Genomic DNA, 20008 nt, shown 5'->3' on the forward strand with positions numbered 1-20008 from the left:
CCATGTTGCTCTCCCGCCACGCTACGCCCGCCCCCGATTCGCTGACCGACGCTTCCACGCCCCCTGTCTCCGCCGCCCAAGGCGACGTTCCCGAAACCCCGCTGCCCGCCGCGCCGCCTCGCCTGTGGGCACGCGTGGCGCAGCGCCTGGCCGGCGTATTCGCTCCACACCACGCGGCCCGCCAGGGCCTGCTGAAACTCGATGAAGCGTCCGCGTTCGCCGGTTGCCCTCGCGGCATCGAGGGCTGCCCCGAACATCGGGAAACGCTGTCGCTGCGCGGCCGACGCGTACAGATGGTGTCCTGGGGCGATCCGCGCCGGCAGCCCTACGTGTTGTTGCCGCCGCTGGACGCGACCGGTCGCGATGCGATGGCAGCCTGGGTACGCGCGCTGACCGCGCAGGGATTCGCCGTGGTCGCCTTCGCCCGCGAGGGCCGCACGGTGGCCACGCAGACATCGACGCTACTGGAGACCGCGGGCGACATGCTCGAAGTCGGCCGTCGCTGCGGCGAAGCGGCGGCGGTGATCGGGCACTCGCTCGGCGCCATGTCGGTCGTGCTCGCGCTGCACCAAGGCCTGCGGGCCAAGCAGGCGATCCTGGTCTCCGCACAGGCCGATCCGCGCGCCGCGCTGCATCGTTTCGTCGATCGCGCCGGGATGGGACCGCGCGTGGGCGCACGCATGCTGGCGCTGCTCGAGTCGCGCATCGGCCAGGGGCTGGACGGGCTGCAGGCACACCGCATCGCGCCGGCCATCGGCATCCCGGTGCTGGTCGTCCACGACCTGCTGGACGACGAAGTGCCATGGGACGAAGGCGAGCGCTTCGCCCGCCACCTGACCGCCGCACGCCTGCTGACCACGCTGGACCTCGGCCACCACGGCGTCCTGAACGATCCGACGGTGCTACGCGACTGCCTGCGCTTCCTCAAGGGCGAAGCGATCGGCGACAAGGTCGTGTCTTCGCCCAACCTGCCGTATGGCGTCACCTGAGCCGGTGTCGGCACGCCACCGGGACGGCGCCGCGCCCGCATGCGTCGTCCGCTTCCGCCACGCACGACGCAACCCGGGCCACGACGGCGACGATGCCAGCGGCCTCTGCCTGCGTGGCGGGCGCGGCATGCACGCGCCCGCGGCGCGCGGCGGCTGCACGCTGGTCATCGCGCTGCGCGGCACCGTCGACGTCGAGGCCGACGACGGCGTGTTCCACCTCGGAGGGCGCCGCTTCCTCGCGCTTGCCGGCAACGTACCGCGCCGGATCCTCGCCGGCCCCGGTGCCGACTGGATCCTCGTGCACGCGCCTTCGCGCTGGGTGCAGGCGCTGACCGCGCCCACGGATCGGCGTGGCCTAGCGTCGCCACTGTTGTTGCCCGCGGCGCTGCCGATGGACCGCGGCATGCTGCATCGCGTCTCGGCCCTGCTGCGCCTCGCGCCGCACCCGTGCGACGGCGAGGCAGGCCGGGAGCTGGCGGGCTTGGTGCTGGCCGCACGCGAGGCACAGACGCATGCGGTGGACTGGGTGGAACGCGCCTACGGACGCAGCGAGCGCCATCGGCGCGCCGTCGTCGCCCGCTTGCTGACGGCCCGCAACCGCATCCTCAACGCACCCTTCGATACGCACGACCTGCGCGCGCTGGCGGATGCCGCGCGCTACTCGCCCTCGCACTTCCTGCGCTCGTTCCGCGAAGTTTTCGGGATGACGCCGCACGACCTGCTCACCCACACCCGCCTGCTGCGCGCCTGTGCGCTGATCCAGGACGGCAAGCTGGCGATCTGCGAGATCGCCGCCAGGGTGGGCTACGAAAGCCGGCACGCATTCTCCCGCTCGTTCAAGCGGGCCACCGGCATCACCGCGACCCGCTTCCGCGCCTCGCACCGCTGAGCCGTCGGCGTCCCTCGCCAAAGCGCGACGATGGCGTCGCCGCGATCGAGGGCATCTCCCGCCGACCGTGGCACACGACACTGACGGCACAACACCCATCCCACTGCGCATCGGGGCACTCTCTCCCCGGTGCGTCTTTTTGTGCGCGACAAAAAGGCCGCGCCCTTGCGGACGCGGCCTCGTTCTTCCCACCCGAGGATCAGAACTTCTGCTGGTACTTCAGGTAGAGGAACCGGCCGATGTCGTAGCCGCCGTAGTACGAGTAGCCGGAGTTGGGTTGCGAGAACATAGGCGGCCCGTAGCGTTCGAACACGTTGTTCGCGCCGAGCGAGATGCTGGCGTTCCACGGCGCCTGGTAGCGCACCTGCACGTCATGGAACGTCGTCGAGGGGCGCTCATTCAATCGCAGGCGCTGTCCACCCGTCCACGGCGCGCTGTAATCGGGCAGGCTGCAGAGGTCGTCGAAGTTGCAGCGCTCCTTCAAGCCCGAGTAGTACCGCATGCCCCAGGAGATGCCCCAGCTCCCGCGCTCCCACCCCAGGTTGAGGTTGGAACGCACGCGGAAGTTGGCGCCGGTGCCCACCGACAGGCCATTCAACTGCTGCGGCGGATTGTCCTCCAGGTCGTCGGTCTTGAGTTCTAGCTTGCTGATGTACGTACTCAGCCAGCTGGCGCTGAAGGTGCCCCAGTCCGTGGCCCGGCGGTAGTTGACGTCGAAGTCGAAGCCCTCGGTCTCGACATGGCCGACGTTGATCGGCGTCGTGATGAACGAGGTGATCTGGCCGTCGGCGTCGCGCACGAACCGCGAGCCGGTCGACGCATGGCAGCGCGCTTCGATCCCGCGCAGGTAGCAGTCGTCCAGCACCTGCGTTTCGGTGTCGGCGACGATGGTGTTCTCGATGCGGATCGTCCACCAGTCGAGCGACAGGTTGAGGCCCGGTGCGAACGAGGGGCTGAACACCACGCCCAACGTCACCGATTCGGACGTCTCCGGCGTCAGGTCGGGATTGGCGCCCGCGACGAACGGAATCGGCGTCTGCGTGCCGGGGCCGTTGGCGACGCCGTCGGCGTCGTTGGCGGGCTGCCGGAAATCGACGGGCACGTCCTGCAGGCAACGCGCATTGCCCCGCGCCGCACCGAACTCGGTGTCGCAGGGATCGGTGTAGAACGAGAACGTCTGCGAGGCGCCGCCATACAGGTTGCTGACGTCAGGCGCACGGAAACCTTCGGCCCAGGTGCTGCGCACCAGCACCGAATCCACCGGCTTCCACTTCAGGCCAAGCTTGCTGTTGGTGGTGTCGCCGAAGGTGTCGTAGTTCGAGTACCGCGTCGCCGCGCTCAGCGTCAGTTCCTCGGCGAAAGGCACATCGGCGAGCAACGGCACCTGCACTTCGGCATACACCTCGTCCAGGCTGTAGCCGCCCGACGTGGGCCCTGCGGCGAGATCGGTCGAGCCGCCGGATTGGGCGAGCGCGTCGGGCGAGAACTCGCCGTACTCCTTGCGATGCTCCACGCCCACCGCGATCGCCAGGTCGCCGGCCGGCAGTGTCGCCAGCGTGCCGGTGAGGTTGGCGAAGTAGTCCTGCGTCTTCGTCATCGAGACCGCCTGGCCCACCGGAAAGATGAACTGCCGCACCGCCGGATCCATCGCCGAGCCATCACCCGGGCCGCCATAGCCGAGCGGCAACAGCGGATTCCACGGCGTGCACTCGCCCTGGCTGGTGCCCAGCGGAATGGGATTGTCCGGCGTGCCGCACTGGACCACACCCTGGCTGTTGAGGAACGAGGGACCCACCGCCATGCGCACCGCCGCGAGATTGAGGTTGCCGGTGCCGACCTGCACGCCCTTGTTCTGGTTGTACAGATAGCCGACATCCCAGTCCCAGCTGCGGCCGCCCAGTTCGAAGTAGCCCGACAGCGCGCCACTAAAGCGGTAGGTACTCAGCGACAGCCGGTTCTCGCGCGGCACCTCCCAACCGCGCCGGGTGAAGTGCACCTCGGTGGGATCCGCATCACCGCTCTGGTTGCCGACCGGGTTGTAGTAGCTGTCGATCGACATCGGTGTGTCGAACGCCTGCGACGAATACGGATAGCCCGCATTGCGCGAGAACGACGCACGATCGGTGTACAGCATGTCGCCGGCGAAGCGGAGACGGTCGCTCAGCGCGTAATCGATGTTGACGAACACCGACTTGCGTTCGATGCCCGCCAGCAGCGTGGACTGCTGGACCGGCAACGAGAAATCCGTCGCATCCAGCGCGCGGAAGCTGTCCAGGTGACGCGGATCGAGACCGGGCGTCTCGCGCCGCAGGGTGAAGTTGCCGCGCCCGGGAACGATCAGCCGGCCGTATTGGGTGGTCGCGCTCTCACCGCCCGGCCGCGGCGTCCTGCCCTCGCCCATCGGGAAGCGGTTCGCCGAGAACCAGCGGTCGATTGCCCACACGGGGTCCTCTTCGGTGTACTCCGCACCCACCGTCACCGAGCCGCGATCCGTGCCGAAGCCTGCGACCAGGTCGACCACGGTGCGCTGGCCATCGCCCTGCGAGTACTGGCCGCCGTAGACGCTCGCCTGCATGCCATCGAGGTTGCGCCGGGTGATCAGGTTGATGACGCCGGCGATCGCATCCGAGCCGTACAGCGTCGACGCGCCGTCCTTCAGTACCTCGATGCGTTCGATCATTGCCGCCGGTATCTGCGAAATGTCCTGCAGGCCGCTGGTGGTAATGCCCAACCGCTTGCCGTTGACCAGCACCAGCGTGCGGTTGGGGCCGAGGTTGCGCAGGTCGATGTACGCGCCGCCCACCGCCTCACCCGCGGCCAGGGGCGCCGTGCGGCTGACCGCCGGGCTGCCGGCGCTGGTGATGTTCTGCAGGATATCGGCGACCGAATTGAAGCCCTGCTTCTGGATGTCCTCGCGCGAGATCACCAGGACCGGCGCCGCAGTCTCCACGTCGACCTGGCGGATGCGCGATCCGGTGACTTCGATGCGGTCCAACGTGGTGGGTGGCGCGCCTTCCGGCGCTGATGGCGTCTGCGCGTGGGCCGCCGTCGCGGTGGCCGCGCACGCGACCAGAGCGACGCGGATCGCGTCGCGCAATGCATGTCGTTTCATCTGACTTCTCTCTCCCGATGGATGTCCTGCGGACGTGCTCGGTGAAAACTGCGTTAAGCACCGAAGTTCGTACGCTACGGAGCGGGTCCGGCGGAGAGGTGTCCCGCGCGCGCCTTTATGGGAGCGCTTGTTGCGGTTTCGCGATGCGCATATCGCGAAAAACAAAAAGCCCCGCATCGCTGCGGGGCTCTTCGTGGAACGGTGACGCGGGAAGCGGACTTAGAAGTCCATGCCGCCCATGCCGCCCATGCCACCGCCGGCCGGCATCGCCGGCTCGTCCTTCTTCGGGGCCTCGGCCACCATCGCTTCGGTGGTGATCATCAGGCCCGCGATCGAGGCGGCGTTCTGCAGCGCGGAGCGCGTGACCTTGGTCGGGTCCAGGATGCCGAACTCGATCATGTCGCCGAACTCGCCGTTGGCGGCGTTGTAGCCGAAGTTGCCCGAACCTTCCTTGACGCGGTTGACGATCACCGACGGCTCTTCGCCGGCGTTGGTGACGATCTCGCGCAGCGGGGCTTCCATCGCGCGCAGGGCGATCTGGATGCCGTGGTTCTGGTCTTCGTTAGCGCCCTTCAGGGTGCCGATGCTCTGCAGCGCACGGATCAGCGCGACGCCGCCGCCCGGGACCACGCCTTCCTCGACGGCCGCACGCGTGGCGTGCAGGGCGTCTTCGACGCGGGCCTTCTTTTCCTTCATTTCGATTTCGGTCGAGGCACCGACCTTGATCACGGCCACGCCGCCGGCCAGCTTGGCCACGCGTTCCTGCAGCTTCTCGCGGTCGTAGTCGGAGGAGGTCTCCTCGATCTGCGCCTTGATCTGCTTGATGCGCGACTGGATGCGCTCGGCATCGCCGGCGCCGTCGATGATGGTGGTGTTCTCCTTCGAGACCACGACCTTCTTCGCACGACCCAGGTCGTTGATGGTGGCCTTCTCCAGCTGCAGGCCGACTTCCTCGGAGATCACCGTGCCGTTGGTCAGCGTGGCGATGTCTTCCAGGATGGCCTTGCGGCGGTCACCGAAGCCCGGCGCCTTGACGGCGGCGACCTTGACGATGCCGCGGATGGTGTTGACCACCAGGGTGGCCAGGGCTTCGCCTTCCACTTCCTCGGCCACGATCAGCAGCGGCTTGCCGGCCTTGGCGACGCCTTCCAGCACCGGCAGCAGTTCGCGGACGTTGGAGACCTTCTTGTCGTGGATCAGGATGAAGGGGTCGTCGAATTCGACCTGCTGCGACTGCTGGTTGTTGATGAAGTACGGCGACAGGTAGCCGCGGTCGAACTGCATGCCCTCGACGACGTCCAGCTCGTTCTCCAGGCCCGAGCCTTCCTCGACGGTGATCACGCCTTCCTTGCCGACCTTCTTCATGGCCTCGGCGATGATGTCGCCGATGTTGCTGTCGGAGTTGGCCGAGATGGTGCCGACCTGGGCGATCGCCTTGTCGTCGGCGGTCGGCTTGGAGAGCTTCTTCAGCTCTTCGACGGCGGCCTTCACGGCCTGGTCGATGCCGCGCTTGAGGTCCATCGGGTTCATGCCGGCGGCGACGGCCTTGGAGCCTTCGCGGATGAACGCCTGGGCCAGCACGGTGGCGGTGGTGGTGCCGTCACCGGCGTTGTCGGAGGTCTTGGACGCGACTTCCTTCACCATCTGCGCGCCCATGTTCTCGAACTTGTCGGCCAGTTCGATTTCCTTGGCGACGGACACGCCGTCCTTGGTGATGGTCGGGGCGCCGAAGCTCTTCTCGAGCACGACGTTGCGGCCCTTCGGGCCGAGGGTGGCCTTGACGGCATTGGCGAGGATGTTCACGCCGCGCACCATGCGCGTACGGGCGTCTTCACCGAAACGGATATCTTTTGCAGCCATTTGAATAACTCCGGTAGGCGTGAATCCCAGGCCGGCGGCCGGGATTCGGGATTAGAGATTTGGGAATTCGGAAAGCGATGGCGGGGACGGGTGGATCGGGCATGCAGCCATCGCTGCTGCCGGTCCCGTCGCCCCATGCCGGCTCTTAGGCCAGGATCGCCAGGACGTCGTCTTCCTTGATGATCTTGTACTCGACGCCGTCCTGCTTGTAGGCCGAACCGGAGTACTGACCGTAGATCACCTTGTCGCCCACCTTCACCTTCGGGGCGCGCACGCCACCGGTGGCGTCGATGAACTTGCCCTCGCCGACGGCGATGACTTCACCCTTGGTGGGCTTTTCCTTGGCGGCGTCGGGGATGATGATGCCGCCGAGCGAGGTTTCTTCGGCTTCGATCGGCTTGACCACCAGGCGGTCGTACAGCGGCTTGATGTTGCTCATGTCAATCCTCTTAAGTGATTGATTGGACTAGGAAAGGGGCGGCGATGTTAGCAGTCTCCACCGGAGACTGCCAACGACGCGGACGCAAAAACCCGGCAACGCCGGATGCCGTCCGATGTTGGGCGGGGCCCGGCGGCTTTCAAGGCCCTCCAGGAAAATTTTTTGCCCGGGGCCGGCTCCGGCGGGTCTGCGATAATCGCCGGCCCATGCCCGTCTTCCTGATCCTGTCCACCTGCCCGGACGCCGACACCGCCCAGCGGCTGGCGCGGATCCTGGTGGAGGAACGACTGGCGGCCTGCGTCAGCCTGTTGCCCGGCGGGGTGTCGACGTACCGCTGGCAGGGCCGGGTGGAACAGGCGGCCGAGGTCCAACTGCTGGCCAAGACCCCGGCCGACCGGCGCGACGCCCTGATGGCCCGGCTGGCCGAACTGCATCCGTATGAACTGCCGGAGATCCTGGCGGTCGAAACCGCCGCCGGCCTGCCCGCCTACCTGGACTGGGTGACCGCGGAAACCCGCACCGACGCCTCACCCGAGTGACCCGATGACGCCGATCCGCACCCTGCCCGCCCTCCTGCTGCTGTTCCTGGCCTCGCTGCTGGCACCCGCGGCCTCGGCCGCGATCACCCAGGACGACCTGCTGCCGGTGGACGAGGCGTTCGTGCTGACCGCCACCGCACCGGCCCGCGACCGGATCGAGATCCGCTGGAAGATCACCGACGGCTACTACCTGTACCGTCACCGCACCGGCGTGGAGGCCGACGCGGGCTTCGCCGCGCAGCCGCTGCAACTGCCCAAGGGCAAGGCGTACCGCGACGAGTTCTTCGGCGATGTGGAAACCTATCGCGGCGAACTGGTCGCCACCCTGCCCGGCCGACCCGCATCGGGCACCGACAGCGTCAGCCTGAAGATCAAGTACCAAGGGTGCGCGGATGCCGGCATCTGCTACCCGCCGCAGACACGCACGCTGAAGGTGGCGCTGCCGCCCACGGCAGGCGACGCCTTCGTCCCGCTGCGCGGTGGCGCGCTTGCCGGCAATCTGCTGGGCCAGACGCCGCAGGCCGGCATGGACGCATTGCCGTTGCCGGAGGAGCAGGCGTTCGCCTTCGAGACGATCGCCTTCAACGGCAACGAACTGCTGCTGCGCTTCACCCCGGCGCGCGGTTACTACGTGTATCGCGACCGTACCTCGATGGCGCTGGAAGGTGCGCAGGGCGTATCGCTGCAGGCGCCGCGCTGGCCGAAGGGCAACGCGCATCGCGATGAACATTTCGGCGACGTCACCGTCTACTTCGACCAGGCCGAAGTGCCGGTGCCGCTGAAGCGCGACCGCGCCGACGCGGTGACCGCGACGCTGCGGGTGACGTTCCAGGGCTGCCAGACCGATGGCATCTGCTATCCGCCGATGACGCGGCGGGTGAAGCTGGCGATCCCGTCCGGGACGGTCACGCCCGCCAGTACGCCTGACACGCCCGCACCCGCCACCGTGGCGCCGCCGCCGACCGCGACGAGTCCGGTCGATGCCGCCGTCGCCACGCCGGATACGACCACGTCGGCAGCCTCCATCGCGACCGATGTCGAACGCACGCGCCCGCCCGAAGAAGTGCTGGCCCGCAACCCGCGCGGCACTTCCTCGCTGCTCGTCGCGCTGGCGCTCGCGCTGACCGGTGGCCTGATCCTCAACCTGATGCCGTGCGTGTTGCCGATCCTGTCGCTGAAGGCGCTGTCGCTGGCCGAAAGCGGGCGCGAGGGCGGCGATGCCCGTCGGCGCGCGCTCTGGTACACGGCCGGCGTGCTGGTCAGTTTCGTCGCCGTGGGCGCGCTGGCCATCGCACTGCGGGCGGCGGGCCAGGCGCTGGGCTGGGGTTTCCAGCTGCAGCAGCCGTGGGTGGTCGGACTGCTCGCGTACGTGATGTTCGCGGTGGGCTTGAGCCTGTCGGGCGTGTTCGCGATCGGGCATAGGCTGGCGGGAACCGGTCACGGGCTGGCGTCGCGTCGCGGCCCTGTCGGCGACTTCTTCACCGGCGTGCTGGCGGTGGTCGTGGCCAGCCCGTGCACGGCGCCCTTCATGGGTGTGGCGCTGGCGTATGCGTTCACCGCGCCCACGCCGCTGGCGCTGCTGGTGTTCGCGGTGCTCGGCCTGGGGCTCGCCCTGCCGTTCCTGCTGATCGGTTTCGTGCCGGCGCTGGCGAGCCGCCTGCCGCGTCCCGGTGCGTGGATGGGCACGCTGAAGCAGGTGCTGGCCTTCCCCATGTACCTGACGGCGGTCTGGCTGCTGTGGGTGCTGGGCAAGCAGCGCGGCATCGACGCCGTGGGGTTGGCGCTGGTGGGCCTGGTGCTGCTGGCACTGGGGCTTTGGTGGTTCCAGCGCGCGCGCTTTGGCGTTGCGCCGTGGCAGCGCGTGCTGGCGCTGGCACTCGCTGTCTCCGCGCTGGTACCGCTGGCGATGCTGCATCGACTGCCGACGGAGACAGCGGCGGCATCGACGACCGAAGGACACGCGGCCTACTCGGCCGAACGCCTGGCCGCCCTGCGCGCGGAGGGCCGCATCGTGTTCGTCGACATGACCGCCGACTGGTGCGTCACCTGCAAGGCCAACGAGAAGGCCGTACTCGATACGCCGGCCTTCCGCGAACTGCTGGCGACCCATGACGCGGTGATGATGACCGGCGACTGGACCAACGTGGACCCGGCCATCACCGCCTTCCTCGAGGCGCACGGCGCGGTCGGCGTGCCGCTGTACGTGCTGTACCCGCGGGGCGGTGGCGCCGGGGAAGTACTGCCGACCGTCCTCACGCAGGACGGCATGCGCCGGGCCTTCGAGCGCGCCGCGCGATGAAGGCGACGACCTCGCGCGTGCTGCTGGTGGCGGTGGCCGCCGGCGGCCTGGGCCTGCTGGCCAGCCTGTGGTTCAACGGCAATCCGTTCTGGCGCACGCAGGTGGGCGAGCGCGCCCTGCATGCGGCCACGAACGCCACCGCGCCCGCGCCCCCGCCCGGCGTCACGCCCGCCGGCATCGGCGACCCCATGCCGGCCATCGCGCTTCCGGGACTGGACGGCGCCATCGTCGACCTGCACGCGCGCTACGCGGGCAGGCGGCTGCTGATCAACGTGTGGGCGAGCTGGTGCGGACCGTGCATCGAGGAGATGCCCGAGCTGGACCGTTTCGCGGCGACCCAGGGCCGCGAGGGCGTGCAGGTGATCGGTCTTGCGCTGGATACGCCGGAGGGCGTACGTGATTTCATCGCCAGGGTGCCGGTGCGCTATCCGATCCTGCTGGATGCGCCCGGCCCCGCCGATGCGAGCGTCTGGCTGGGCAATGCCAAGGGCGTGTTGCCCTACACCGTGCTGGTGGATGCCGATGGCCGTATTGCGCGGCAGAAGATCGGCCCCTTCGAGCCCGGCGAGATCAGCGGCTGGGTGGAGTAGCCAAGCGCGCGACCCCGCGCCGTGCGGATCACCCTCACCCTGATCGACCGGTCCGCGCCACGGCTGCAGATTCCCGAGAATCAAACAGTCGCTTAAAACGAAGCAAACTTCGGCGAACTGGACAGCATCACCGGGTTCAAGCAGACTGCCGCCCTTCCGCTGGAGACGCGAATGGCGAAGCTGCTGGTCCTGCATGGCCCCAACCTCAATCTGCTCGGTACCCGCGAGCCGGAGGTCTATGGCCATGCGACGCTGGCGGACATCGACCGGTCCCTGGCGGCACAGGCCCAGGCCGTAGGCCACCAGCTGGACAGCTTCCAGTCCAATGCCGAGCATGCCCTGGTCGACCGCATCCAGGCGGCCCGCACCGACGGCACGGCCTTCATCCTGATCAACCCGGCCGCCTTCACCCACACCTCGGTCGCCATCCGCGACGCACTGGCCGGCGTGGCGCTGCCCTTCATCGAAATCCACCTGTCCAACCCGCACAGCCGCGAGCCCTTCCGCCACACCAGCTATTTCAGCGACAAGGCGGTCGGCGTGGTCTGCGGCTTCGGCGCCGACAGCTACCGCTACGCACTGGACGCCGCCCTGCAACGGCTGCCCGCCTGACCCCTCATTTATCTTGTTCCGCGCGCGGAACATCGTTCAACCACGAGGCTCCCATGGATCTCCGCAAAATCAAGAAACTGATCGACCTGCTGGAAGAGTCGAACCTGGCCGAAATCGAGATCAAGGAAGGCGAAGAGTCCGTGCGCCTGGCGCGTACGCCGAAGGGCGGCTATGCGGCGCCGGCGGCACCGGTCGCCTACGCCGAGCCGCGCCCGGCCGCGCCGATGCCGATGAGCTCGCCCACCGAAGCCTCCACCGGCGGCACCGCCAAGCCCGGCAACGCCCTTCCCGACGGCCACGTGGTGCGCGCGCCAATGGTCGGCACGTTCTACGCCTCGCCGGCGCCGGACAAGCCGGCGTTCGTCAGCGTGGGCCAGGCGGTGAAGGCCGGCGAGACGCTGGCCATCATCGAAGCCATGAAGATGTTCAACCCCATCGAGGCCGACGTATCGGGCACGGTGCTGTCGGTCCTGGCTGAAAGCGGCCAGCCGATCGAGTTCGATCAGCCGCTGTTCGTGATCGGCTGAGGTCCGCACCATGCTGGACAAGGTCGTTATCGCCAACCGGGGTGAGATCGCGCTGCGCATCCTGCGCGCCTGCCACACCCTCGGCATCCGCACGGTCGCGGTGCACTCCACCGTCGACCGCAATCTCAAGCACGTGGCCATGGCCGACGAATCCGTCTGCATCGGCCCCGCCGCCTCGAAGGACAGCTACCTCAACATCCCGGCGATCATCGCCGCGGCCGAGGTCACCGACGCCCAGGCCATCCATCCCGGCTACGGCTTCCTGTCGGAGAACGCCGACTTCGCCGAGCGCGTGGAGCAGTCCGGCTTCATCTTCATCGGCCCCAAGGCCGACACCATCCGCATGATGGGCGACAAGGTGGAAGCGATCCGCGCCATGCAGGCCGCCGGCGTACCGTGCGTGCCCGGCAGCGGCGGCCCGCTGGGCGACGACATCGTCGCCAATACCAAGATCGCGCGCGAGATCGGCTACCCGGTGATCATCAAGGCGGCGGGCGGCGGCGGCGGTCGCGGCATGCGCGTGGTGCATGTCGAGGGCGCGCTGAAGGCGGCCATCGAGACCACCAAGTCCGAGGCCAAGGCGGCCTTCGGCAACGGCGAGGTCTACATGGAGAAGTTCCTGGAGAATCCGCGCCACGTGGAGATTCAGGTGCTGGCCGACGGCCAGGGCAACGCCATCCACCTGGGCGAACGCGACTGCTCGATGCAGCGCCGCCACCAGAAGGTGGTGGAGGAAGCGCCGGCGCCCGGCATCACCGAGGAGCTGCGCAACGAGATCGGCAAGGTCTGCGTGGAGGCCTGCCTGCGCATCGGCTACCGCGGCGCGGGCACGTTCGAGTTCCTGTTCGAGGACGGACGCTTCTACTTCATCGAGATGAACACCCGCATCCAGGTGGAGCATCCGGTCACCGAACGCATCACCGGCATCGATCTGGTCTGCGAACAGCTGCGCATCGCGGCCGGCCACAAGCTGAGCATCAAGCAGTCCGACATCGTGCTGCGCGGCCACGCGATCGAGTGCCGCATCAACGCCGAAGACCCGGATACCTTCATGCCGCACCCGGGCCTGATCCAGCATTTCCATCCGCCGGGCGGTCCGGGCGTGCGCGTGGACACGCACATCTACGAAGGCTACCGCGTCCCGCCGAACTACGATTCGATGATCGCCAAGCTGATCGTGCACGGACCCGACCGCGAAACGGCGATCGCGCGCATGCGCGTGGCGCTCAGCGAAATGGTCATCGACGGCATCAAGACCAACATCCCGCTGCAGCAGCGCATCATGCGCGACCAGGGCTTCCAGGCCGGCGGCCAGAACATCCACTACCTGGAAAAGCGCCTGGCCGAACGCAAGAACAAGGCGATCTCGCTGGTCTGATACGCCACGGCCCCGCGTCCGCCGCGGGGCCGCCTGTGTCGAAAGCTGGGCGGGGCGCGTGTCCGGCGGGGCACCGCTCCGGCGTTGGAGGAAACGGACCCCCGACGAGAACGCACGATGCGTCCCCTGCCCCGCCCCCTGTTCCTGGCCCTCGCCACCGTCATCGCGGCCGCCCCCGCCGCCAGTGCCCCCTCCGCCGGCCCGCCCACGCAGGTCTGGATCGACGTGGCCACCCATCACATGGCCGGCATGCCCGACCTCGGCCCGCTTGGCGGCATGGCCTCGCGCATGATGGGTGGCGGAGCGCAGCAGGCGCACTATGGGCAGACGCGGATGCCGATGATGACGGGGCAATACCTCGACATCGCGTTGTACAACCGCCCCAATCCCGGCAAGCAAGCCGAACAGCGCATTCCCGCCGGGTTGCGCCTGGGCGCATCGCTGCCGTTGGTGCCGCCGGTGCGCACGCCCGCACCGCCCGAGCGCCGCGGCGAGTACGCACCGCCCGAGGGCCAGGCCCGCCTGCTGGTCTACTGGGGGTGCGGCAGCACCGTGCGCCCGGGACAGCCGAAGATCATCAGCATCAGCGCCAGTGGCGGCAAGGTGGAGGTCAGCGGCTCGATGCAGGGCCGCTATGCGCCGGATCGCGACATCGAAGCCGACCCCGCCTACGCCCTGTGGCCGAATCCGAAGTCCGGCAAGCGCGTGCCCGATGGCGCATCGCTGCAGGGCGCGCACCGGATCACCGGGCCGGGCATCCCCGAATCGCTGGCGTTCGAGCTGAAGCAGGTCGCCGACTTCATGCCGAAGATCGACCTGCAGAGCACCGGCTCACTCGCCGACGGACAGACGTGGCGCTGGACGCCCGTCGATCGCGCACAGGCGTATTTCCTCCATGCGGTCGGCACCCAGGGCAAGGACGTGGTGCTGTGGAGCAGCGCGGATGTGCCCGATGCAGGACAGGGCATCTTCGACTACCTGACCGGCTCGCTGATCGAACGCTGGACGAAGGAAAAAGTACTGCTGCCCCGCACCGCCACCCAGTGCGCGATACCGAAGGGCATCTTCGCCGGCCCCGGCGAAGCGGGGCGCGGCGGCGGCGGCGGCCTGCTCAGCATCATCGCCTACGGTCCCGAGAGCCACATCGCCTGGCCGCCCAGGCCGTCGGACCCCAAGCAACCGTGGAATCCCGAATGGAACGTGCGCGTGCGCACCAAATCCACCGGTAGCGCGATGCTGGGCATGGACCTGTCGCGGATGCAGGAGATGGAAGACGGCAGCGAAGCGCAGCCACAGGAACAGAAGAAGCCGTTGCGCAGCCTGCTGAAGGGCCTGATCGGCGGCTGACACCCCTCGATCCCGTCGAAAACGACAAGGGCCGGGAGTGCGCCTCCCGGCCCCTGCGCATGCCCACCCTGCGCGCCACGCGCGTCGCGCTACTGCGGCGCCTGCTGGGTGCCCGGCACCGGCTCCACGCCCAGCGGCGACGACGGATCGGTGATGCGCACCGTTTCGGCCGAACCGTCGGGCCATACCACCTTGATGGTGCTGCCGGGGGAGAGCGTGGAGAACGGCGTGCCGCTGCGCGCGCGGTACAGCGCGGCGACCTGCGCGGCTCCCAGGCGGCGGGCGTCTTCCGGTGCGTGGATCGTCATGTGCCCGATCCGCGACAGATCGCGGTACTCGGGGTCACGCGTCTCGATGACGAGCGTGGCCGCCGCCGCCGCGTAGGCCACCGCCACCAGGCTCCAGACCAGCAGATTGCTCCCCGGTCGCGTGCGCTTGTATTTCATCCTTCGACTCCCGTGCGGGACAGCAAGGTCCCCACCATCTCTTCCACGTTGTCTTCGCCCTGGCGGGGAATGCCGGCGTCCCGCGCGAAGCTGCTGAAATCCTGCGATTCGTCTTGCGAGCAGATGCCGCCATTGACGCAGTAGTTCGTCATCATCGATCCCTCCGGGCTGCAGTCCATGCCCAGCCTGCACGACGCGATGCGCCACGCGATCTCGCTCAGCTCGCTGCCGGAGACTTCGCCAAGCGTGTCGCGATGCGCACCGCCCGCGCTGCCCATCGCGGGCGCGATGGCGACGAAGGCGAACGGATCGCCGGAATCGAGCACGCGCTGCACCAGGTCGCGGCGGTAGTCGTCGCCGTCTTCCAGCGGACGCTCCATTGCCAGCAGCGCGGCTTCGGCGGCCAAGCTGCCCGAGCGCGCCGCCTGCGTACGCTGGTTGACGATCATCGGCAACGAGAAACCGTCCTGCGGCACGAAACGCGCGCAGCGCTGCTGCACGCGCTGGCGCGCGGACAGCATGGCCGCACCACCGGACAGGCCGAGACGCTCGATCACGCGCGTGTCCTGCGCGTAGCCGACCGGGTCTGCCGCATAGCCGGCACAGTAGTCGTGCACCAGGCTGAGCAGCCACATGGCATCGGCATCGCCGGCCGAGGCCAGCACCATCAGCTCGCGGGAGTAGGCGAACAGGTCGGCGCTTTCTTCGAACGCGCGCCTCAGCGGGGACAGCGCGGGCGTCGCGCGCAGGGCGACAGGGCGTAGCCTCGCTTCGGAAGCGGGCGGTGCATCGGCGGAAACGCCACCGGCGGTCTCCGCAGCGGGCGCGGTGGAGAACACCGACGGCGACAGGCCCGCCTGGCGCAGCGGAATCCACGCCAGCGCGCCCAGCAGGCCCACCAGCATCATCGGCATCAGCAGCTTCCGGGGCACGCGGCCATTATCCGGGCAGCGTCCAGGCCTTTCAACGCGCCGCGCGCACGCCTGCGCGCCCCATCCCGCCTTTCATCGCCCCGGGTGCGGAAGGCGCATGAGACAATCGCCGCCTGTCCACGCCCTTCGTACCCCGCATGCCCTATCTGGAACTCTCCCTGCGCTGCACCGAAGTCGAGCAGCCGCGCTACGAGACCGCCCTGGAGGATATCGGCGCGCTGTCGGTCACGCTGCTGGATGCCGATGCCGACACCGGCAACGAGCGCGCCATCCTCGAGCCGGGCGTGGGCGAGACGCCGCTGTGGAAAGCGCTGGTACTGACCGCCCTGTTCGACGCCGACGCCGATGCCTTGACCCTGCTCGCCGCGCTGGAGGCCTTCGACCCGGGACTGGACTGGACGCAGGTCGGTTTCCGCAAGGTCGAGGACGAGGATTGGGAGCGCGCCTGGCTGGACCAGTTCCAGCCCATGCGCTTCGGGGCGCGCACCTTCATCGTGCCGTGGAATCACGACGTGCCGTCCGATGCCGACGACGATGCGGCCATCGTGCGGCTCGACCCGGGACTGGCATTCGGTTCCGGCACCCATCCGACCACCGCGCTGTGCCTGCGCTGGCTGGACGCACTGGCCGCCGATGGCCTGCTGGAAGGCCGGCACGTGCTGGATTTCGGCTGCGGGTCCGGCATCCTGGCGCTGGCCGCACTCAAGCTGGGCGCTGCGAAGGCAGTGGGCGTGGACAACGACCCGCAGGCCCTGCTGGCCAGCGCGGACAACGCGCAGCGCAACGCGGTGGACGCGGACTTCAGCGTGTATCTGCCCGACGACGAACCGGTAACGACCTATCCGGTGGTGGTGGCGAACATCCTGGCCTCGGCCCTCGATGCATTGGCGGAACGGCTTGCCGCACGCGTCGCGCCCGGCGGCCGCATCGCCCTGTCCGGCATCCTGAAGGGACAGGAAGACGAGCTGCTGGCGCGCTATGCGCCCTGGTTCGATGCCCTGTCCGCGACCCGCGACGGCGACTGGATGCGCATCGACGGCATTCGCCGCTGAGCTGCGGGCGCGCCACGCCCACGGTCACAACACGCCCCTGTGCGCGCGTGGTTGAATAAGCCCATGCCGATCTCCTGCCCGCAGTGCCAACGCCCTGTCGATCCGGAACCCCAGCACGATGCATCGCCCGCGCCGTGCCCGCACTGTGGCGCCCCCCTGACTGCCTACGCCCCCGCGGGTGGCGGGTCGCCCAGTCTGGCGATCTTCCTCCACCCGGCGACAACCTCCCCACCGACGCGACAGGATGACGCATCCGGCCCGGCGGACCCGCCACCAGCGCATGCGGATGTCGCGCCACGGGATGTCCCTGAAACCGCACCTGAGGTCGACGACACTGCGCCAGGCGAGGACAGCGTGCATGCCGGTGCACGCCACGCCGCGACGACGGACATCACGCCCGAGCCGGCGCCCGGTCCTGCGCGCAGGACCACCGCCCCCCGCTTCCTGCACGCTGCGCGCACCACGTCGGTGCAGACGCGAAAGGCACGCCGGCAATGGGCGGCGGTCGTCGCGCTGACCCTGCTGCTGTGCGTGCAGATCGTGCTGGCCGATCGTGCACGACTGGCGACACAGGCGACCTGGCGTCCCCTGGTGATGGCGCTGTGCGGCGCGTTCCGCTGCGACGTGCCCACCTGGCGCGAACCGACCGCCTTCACCATGCTCAGTCGCGACGTGCGTCCGATCCTGGGCCAGCCCGGCACGCTGCAGGCGCAGGCGACCTTCCGCAACGATGCGCGCTGGGCGCAGGCCTGGCCGGTGATCCTGCTGACGCTCAAGGATGCCGACGGCCGCACGCTGGGCGCGCGCGCGCTGCAACCGGACGACTATCTGCCGCAGGACGAGCGACCGGTCCCGATCGGCCCGGGGCAGAGCGCGCAGATGGCGGTGCGCATCCGCGAACCCAGCGCGAACGTCGTCGCGTTCTCCTTCGACTTCCGTTAACGCCCCCGGTTCATCAAAAAGCGGATGCGCGCACCGCGATCAGGCGCTAGACTCCTCCCCCCGCCGCATACCCACAAGCACATGGCGGACATCTGCTGCTGTTGCGCCAGGGGATCCGATTGAACGCTGCCTCCACCCGCCAGGACTCGCCACGCGCCACTGCGCGTCCGCCGCTGCGCGAGCATGTCGCCCAGTCGGTGCGCCGCTACCTGCGCGATCTCGACGGCTGCGAAGCCGATGACGTCTACGAGATCGTGTTGCGCGAGATGGAGATCCCACTGTTCGTGGAAGTGCTGAACCACTGCGACGGCAACCAGAGCCGCGCCGCGGCCATGCTGGGCATCCACCGCGCCACGCTGCGCAAGAAGCTCAAGGACTACGGGCTGGCCTGAGGCTCCCCGGGACCGGTTGCTGCGGCGCGTTATAATCCGCGCCCCGCTCCGCACCGCCCCGCTCATGACCCTCGATCTCCTGCCCGTGCGACGGGCGCTGCTGTCCGTTTCCGACAAGACCGGCCTGCTCGACCTGGCCCACGCGCTGGCGCGCCATGGCGTGGAACTGCTGTCCACGGGCGGTACCGCCAAGACATTGCGTGACGCCGGCCTGGCCGTGCGCGATGTCGCCGAGGTCACGGGATTCCCGGAAATGATGGACGGCCGCGTCAAGACGCTGCACCCGAAGGTGCACGGGGGCCTGCTGGGCCGCGCCGGCGTGGACGATGCGGTCATGGCCGAGCATGGCATCGGCGCGATCGACCTGCTGGTGCTGAACCTCTATCCGTTCGAAGCGGTCACCGCCAAGGCCGGCTGCACCCTGGCCGACGCGGTGGAGAACATCGACATCGGCGGACCGGCGATGCTGCGCTCGGCAGCGAAGAACTTCGCGCGCGTGGCGGTGGCGACCGATCCCTCGCAATACGCGGACCTGGTGGCCCAGCTCGACGCGAACGGCGGCGCCCTGACGGCGGCCACGCGCTTCGCGCTGTCGGTGGCCGCGTTCAACCGCGTGGCCCAGTACGACGCGGCGATCAGCACCTACCTGTCCTCCGTCACCGACCCCTCGGGCGACGTACCGGCGCGCGCCGCGTTCGCCGCTCAGGCCAACGGCAACTTCGTCAAGGTGATGGACCTGCGCTACGGCGAAAACCCGCACCAGCAGGCCGCGTTCTACCGCGACCTGTATCCCGCGCCCGGATCGCTGGCCACCTTCACCCAGCTGCAGGGCAAGGAGCTGAGCTACAACAACATCGCCGACAGCGATGCGGCCTGGGAATGCGTGCGCCAGTTCGATGCGCCGGCCTGCGTGATCGTCAAGCACGCCAATCCCTGCGGCGTGGCCGTCGGCGTGGCCTGCGGCGACGCCTACGAACTGGCCTACGCCACCGACCCTACCAGCGCCTTCGGCGGCATCATCGCCTTCAACCGCACGCTGGACGCGGCCACGGCGAAGGTCCTCCTGGACCGCCAGTTCGTCGAGGTGCTGATCGCGCCGGACTACGAACCGGGCGCGCTCGATTACGCGGCCAAGAAGGCCAACGTGCGCGTGCTGCGCATCCCGCTTGCCCCGGCCTCGCGTGGTTTCATCGACACCAAGCGCGTGGGCTCGGGCATGCTGATGCAGACCGCCGACGACCGCGTGGTGACGCGCGACGAGCTGAAGGTGGTGACCAAGCTCGCGCCGACGCAGGCGCAGTTCGACGACCTGCTGTTCGCATGGAAGGTGGCCAAGTTCGTGAAGTCCAACGCCATCGTCTACGCGAAGGACCACCGCACCATCGGCGTCGGCGCAGGCCAGATGAGCCGCGTGTACTCGGCACGCATCGCCGGCATCAAGGCCGCCGACGCGAACCTGGTGGTGGAGGGTTCGGTGATGGCCAGCGACGCGTTCTTCCCGTTCCGCGACGGCATCGATGCCGCCGCCGCGGCGGGCATCAAGGCCGTCATCCAGCCCGGCGGTTCCATGCGCGACGGCGAAGTGATCGCCGCGGCCGACGAACACGGCATCGCCATGGTGTTCACCGGCGTGCGCCACTTCCGCCACTGACCGACCGCCATG

Annotated in this window: 18 protein-coding genes; 13 read left to right on the forward strand and 5 right to left on the reverse strand. The window is 68.8% G+C overall.

Annotation, left to right across the window (positions count from 1 at the left end; all coding sequences use genetic code 11):
- Positions 1-2 precede the first annotated feature (2 nt).
- Entirely contained in the window at positions 3-989 is a 987-nt protein-coding gene (locus IAE60_RS01240) for an alpha/beta fold hydrolase (RefSeq protein ID WP_187573561.1), read from the forward strand.
- Positions 976-1878, forward strand: a complete 903-nt coding sequence (locus IAE60_RS01245) for a helix-turn-helix transcriptional regulator (RefSeq protein ID WP_187573562.1) — start codon at positions 976-978, stop codon at positions 1876-1878. Before IAE60_RS01240 ends, IAE60_RS01245 begins: the two co-directional genes overlap by 14 nt.
- A gap of 199 nt (positions 1879-2077) precedes the next feature.
- Here the strand turns inward: IAE60_RS01245 and IAE60_RS01250 are convergent, their stop codons facing one another.
- The 3 genes from IAE60_RS01250 to IAE60_RS01260 all read right to left on the reverse strand — a co-directional run bounded on the left by IAE60_RS01250 (position 2078) and on the right by IAE60_RS01260 (position 7289).
- Complete coding sequence (locus tag IAE60_RS01250) at positions 2078-4990, reverse strand: TonB-dependent receptor (RefSeq protein WP_187573563.1); 2913 nt, start codon at positions 4988-4990, stop codon at positions 2078-2080.
- A 219-nt stretch (positions 4991-5209) separates the two neighbouring features.
- Positions 5210-6850: a chaperonin GroEL gene (groL, locus tag IAE60_RS01255; RefSeq protein WP_162111161.1), complete on the reverse strand. Its 1641-nt coding sequence runs from the start codon at positions 6848-6850 to the stop codon at positions 5210-5212.
- 145 nt (positions 6851-6995) lie between these two features.
- Entirely contained in the window at positions 6996-7289 is a 294-nt protein-coding gene (locus IAE60_RS01260; protein ID WP_162111162.1) for a co-chaperone GroES, read from the reverse strand.
- 206 nt (positions 7290-7495) lie between these two features.
- Between IAE60_RS01260 and cutA the strand changes: the two genes are divergently transcribed.
- The 7 genes from cutA (at position 7496) to IAE60_RS01295 (ending at position 14581) form a co-directional block, all read left to right on the forward strand.
- The gene (gene cutA, locus IAE60_RS01265; protein ID WP_187573564.1) at positions 7496-7828 is read left to right on the forward strand and encodes a divalent-cation tolerance protein CutA; all 333 of its coding nucleotides are present in this window, start codon (positions 7496-7498) and stop codon (positions 7826-7828) included.
- A 4-nt stretch (positions 7829-7832) separates the two neighbouring features.
- The gene (locus IAE60_RS01270; RefSeq protein WP_187573565.1) at positions 7833-10127 is read left to right on the forward strand and encodes a protein-disulfide reductase DsbD family protein; all 2295 of its coding nucleotides are present in this window, start codon (positions 7833-7835) and stop codon (positions 10125-10127) included.
- Positions 10124-10717 (forward strand): TlpA family protein disulfide reductase, encoded by a 594-nt coding sequence (locus IAE60_RS01275; RefSeq protein WP_187573566.1) that lies wholly within the window; start codon positions 10124-10126, stop codon positions 10715-10717. Before IAE60_RS01270 ends, IAE60_RS01275 begins: the two co-directional genes overlap by 4 nt.
- 171 nt (positions 10718-10888) lie before the next feature.
- A complete protein-coding gene (gene aroQ, locus IAE60_RS01280) occupies positions 10889-11329 on the forward strand; it encodes a type II 3-dehydroquinate dehydratase (RefSeq protein WP_187573567.1) in 441 nt (146 codons plus the stop codon).
- A gap of 53 nt (positions 11330-11382) precedes the next feature.
- On the forward strand, positions 11383-11856 hold the full coding sequence (gene accB, locus IAE60_RS01285; RefSeq protein WP_187573568.1) for an acetyl-CoA carboxylase biotin carboxyl carrier protein: 474 nt from the start codon (positions 11383-11385) through the stop codon (positions 11854-11856).
- 10 nt (positions 11857-11866) lie between these two features.
- Positions 11867-13234, forward strand: coding sequence for an acetyl-CoA carboxylase biotin carboxylase subunit (accC, locus tag IAE60_RS01290; RefSeq protein WP_185894321.1), 1368 nt, complete (start codon positions 11867-11869; stop codon positions 13232-13234).
- A gap of 117 nt (positions 13235-13351) precedes the next feature.
- A complete protein-coding gene (locus tag IAE60_RS01295) occupies positions 13352-14581 on the forward strand; it encodes a hypothetical protein (RefSeq protein ID WP_187573569.1) in 1230 nt (409 codons plus the stop codon).
- Positions 14582-14670: 89 nt separating this feature from the next.
- On the opposite strand, the gene IAE60_RS01300 is transcribed toward IAE60_RS01295, so the two are convergent.
- Complete coding sequence (locus IAE60_RS01300) at positions 14671-15027, reverse strand: hypothetical protein (RefSeq protein WP_185894323.1); 357 nt, start codon at positions 15025-15027, stop codon at positions 14671-14673.
- On the reverse strand, positions 15024-15959 hold the full coding sequence (locus IAE60_RS01305; protein WP_244966624.1) for a hypothetical protein: 936 nt from the start codon (positions 15957-15959) through the stop codon (positions 15024-15026). Before IAE60_RS01305 ends, IAE60_RS01300 begins: the two co-directional genes overlap by 4 nt.
- A 137-nt stretch (positions 15960-16096) precedes the next feature.
- On the opposite strand from IAE60_RS01305, the gene prmA reads away from it, so the two are divergent.
- From prmA to purH, 4 genes are all read left to right on the forward strand, one after another.
- Positions 16097-17011 (forward strand): 50S ribosomal protein L11 methyltransferase, encoded by a 915-nt coding sequence (gene prmA, locus IAE60_RS01310; protein WP_187573570.1) that lies wholly within the window; start codon positions 16097-16099, stop codon positions 17009-17011.
- A gap of 354 nt (positions 17012-17365) precedes the next feature.
- Positions 17366-17953, forward strand: coding sequence for a DUF3426 domain-containing protein (locus tag IAE60_RS01315; RefSeq protein WP_244966625.1), 588 nt, complete (start codon positions 17366-17368; stop codon positions 17951-17953).
- A gap of 119 nt (positions 17954-18072) precedes the next feature.
- Complete coding sequence (gene fis / locus IAE60_RS01320) at positions 18073-18345, forward strand: DNA-binding transcriptional regulator Fis (protein ID WP_187573572.1); 273 nt, start codon at positions 18073-18075, stop codon at positions 18343-18345.
- Positions 18346-18409: 64 nt separating this feature from the next.
- A complete protein-coding gene (gene purH, locus IAE60_RS01325) occupies positions 18410-19996 on the forward strand; it encodes a bifunctional phosphoribosylaminoimidazolecarboxamide formyltransferase/IMP cyclohydrolase (protein ID WP_187573573.1) in 1587 nt (528 codons plus the stop codon).
- Positions 19997-20008 lie beyond the last annotated feature (12 nt).

It is taken from the genome of Pseudoxanthomonas mexicana (assembly GCF_014397415.1).
GTDB classification, from domain to species: Bacteria; Pseudomonadota; Gammaproteobacteria; order Xanthomonadales; family Xanthomonadaceae; genus Pseudoxanthomonas_A; species Pseudoxanthomonas_A mexicana.

Coding starts and splice junctions, on each gene's coding strand:
- IAE60_RS01240 (WP_187573561.1), top strand. CDS start 3: ATGTTGCTCTCCCGCCACGCTACGCCCGCCCCCGATTCGCTGACCGAC.
- IAE60_RS01245 (WP_187573562.1), top strand. CDS start 976: ATGGCGTCACCTGAGCCGGTGTCGGCACGCCACCGGGACGGCGCCGCG.
- IAE60_RS01250 (WP_187573563.1), bottom strand. CDS start 4,990: ATGAAACGACATGCATTGCGCGACGCGATCCGCGTCGCTCTGGTCGCG.
- groL (WP_162111161.1), bottom strand. CDS start 6,850: ATGGCTGCAAAAGATATCCGTTTCGGTGAAGACGCCCGTACGCGCATG.
- IAE60_RS01260 (WP_162111162.1), bottom strand. CDS start 7,289: ATGAGCAACATCAAGCCGCTGTACGACCGCCTGGTGGTCAAGCCGATC.
- cutA (WP_187573564.1), top strand. CDS start 7,496: ATGCCCGTCTTCCTGATCCTGTCCACCTGCCCGGACGCCGACACCGCC.
- IAE60_RS01270 (WP_187573565.1), top strand. CDS start 7,833: ATGACGCCGATCCGCACCCTGCCCGCCCTCCTGCTGCTGTTCCTGGCC.
- IAE60_RS01275 (WP_187573566.1), top strand. CDS start 10,124: ATGAAGGCGACGACCTCGCGCGTGCTGCTGGTGGCGGTGGCCGCCGGC.
- aroQ (WP_187573567.1), top strand. CDS start 10,889: ATGGCGAAGCTGCTGGTCCTGCATGGCCCCAACCTCAATCTGCTCGGT.
- accB (WP_187573568.1), top strand. CDS start 11,383: ATGGATCTCCGCAAAATCAAGAAACTGATCGACCTGCTGGAAGAGTCG.
- accC (WP_185894321.1), top strand. CDS start 11,867: ATGCTGGACAAGGTCGTTATCGCCAACCGGGGTGAGATCGCGCTGCGC.
- IAE60_RS01295 (WP_187573569.1), top strand. CDS start 13,352: ATGCGTCCCCTGCCCCGCCCCCTGTTCCTGGCCCTCGCCACCGTCATC.
- IAE60_RS01300 (WP_185894323.1), bottom strand. CDS start 15,027: ATGAAATACAAGCGCACGCGACCGGGGAGCAATCTGCTGGTCTGGAGC.
- prmA (WP_187573570.1), top strand. CDS start 16,097: ATGCCCTATCTGGAACTCTCCCTGCGCTGCACCGAAGTCGAGCAGCCG.
- purH (WP_187573573.1), top strand. CDS start 18,410: ATGACCCTCGATCTCCTGCCCGTGCGACGGGCGCTGCTGTCCGTTTCC.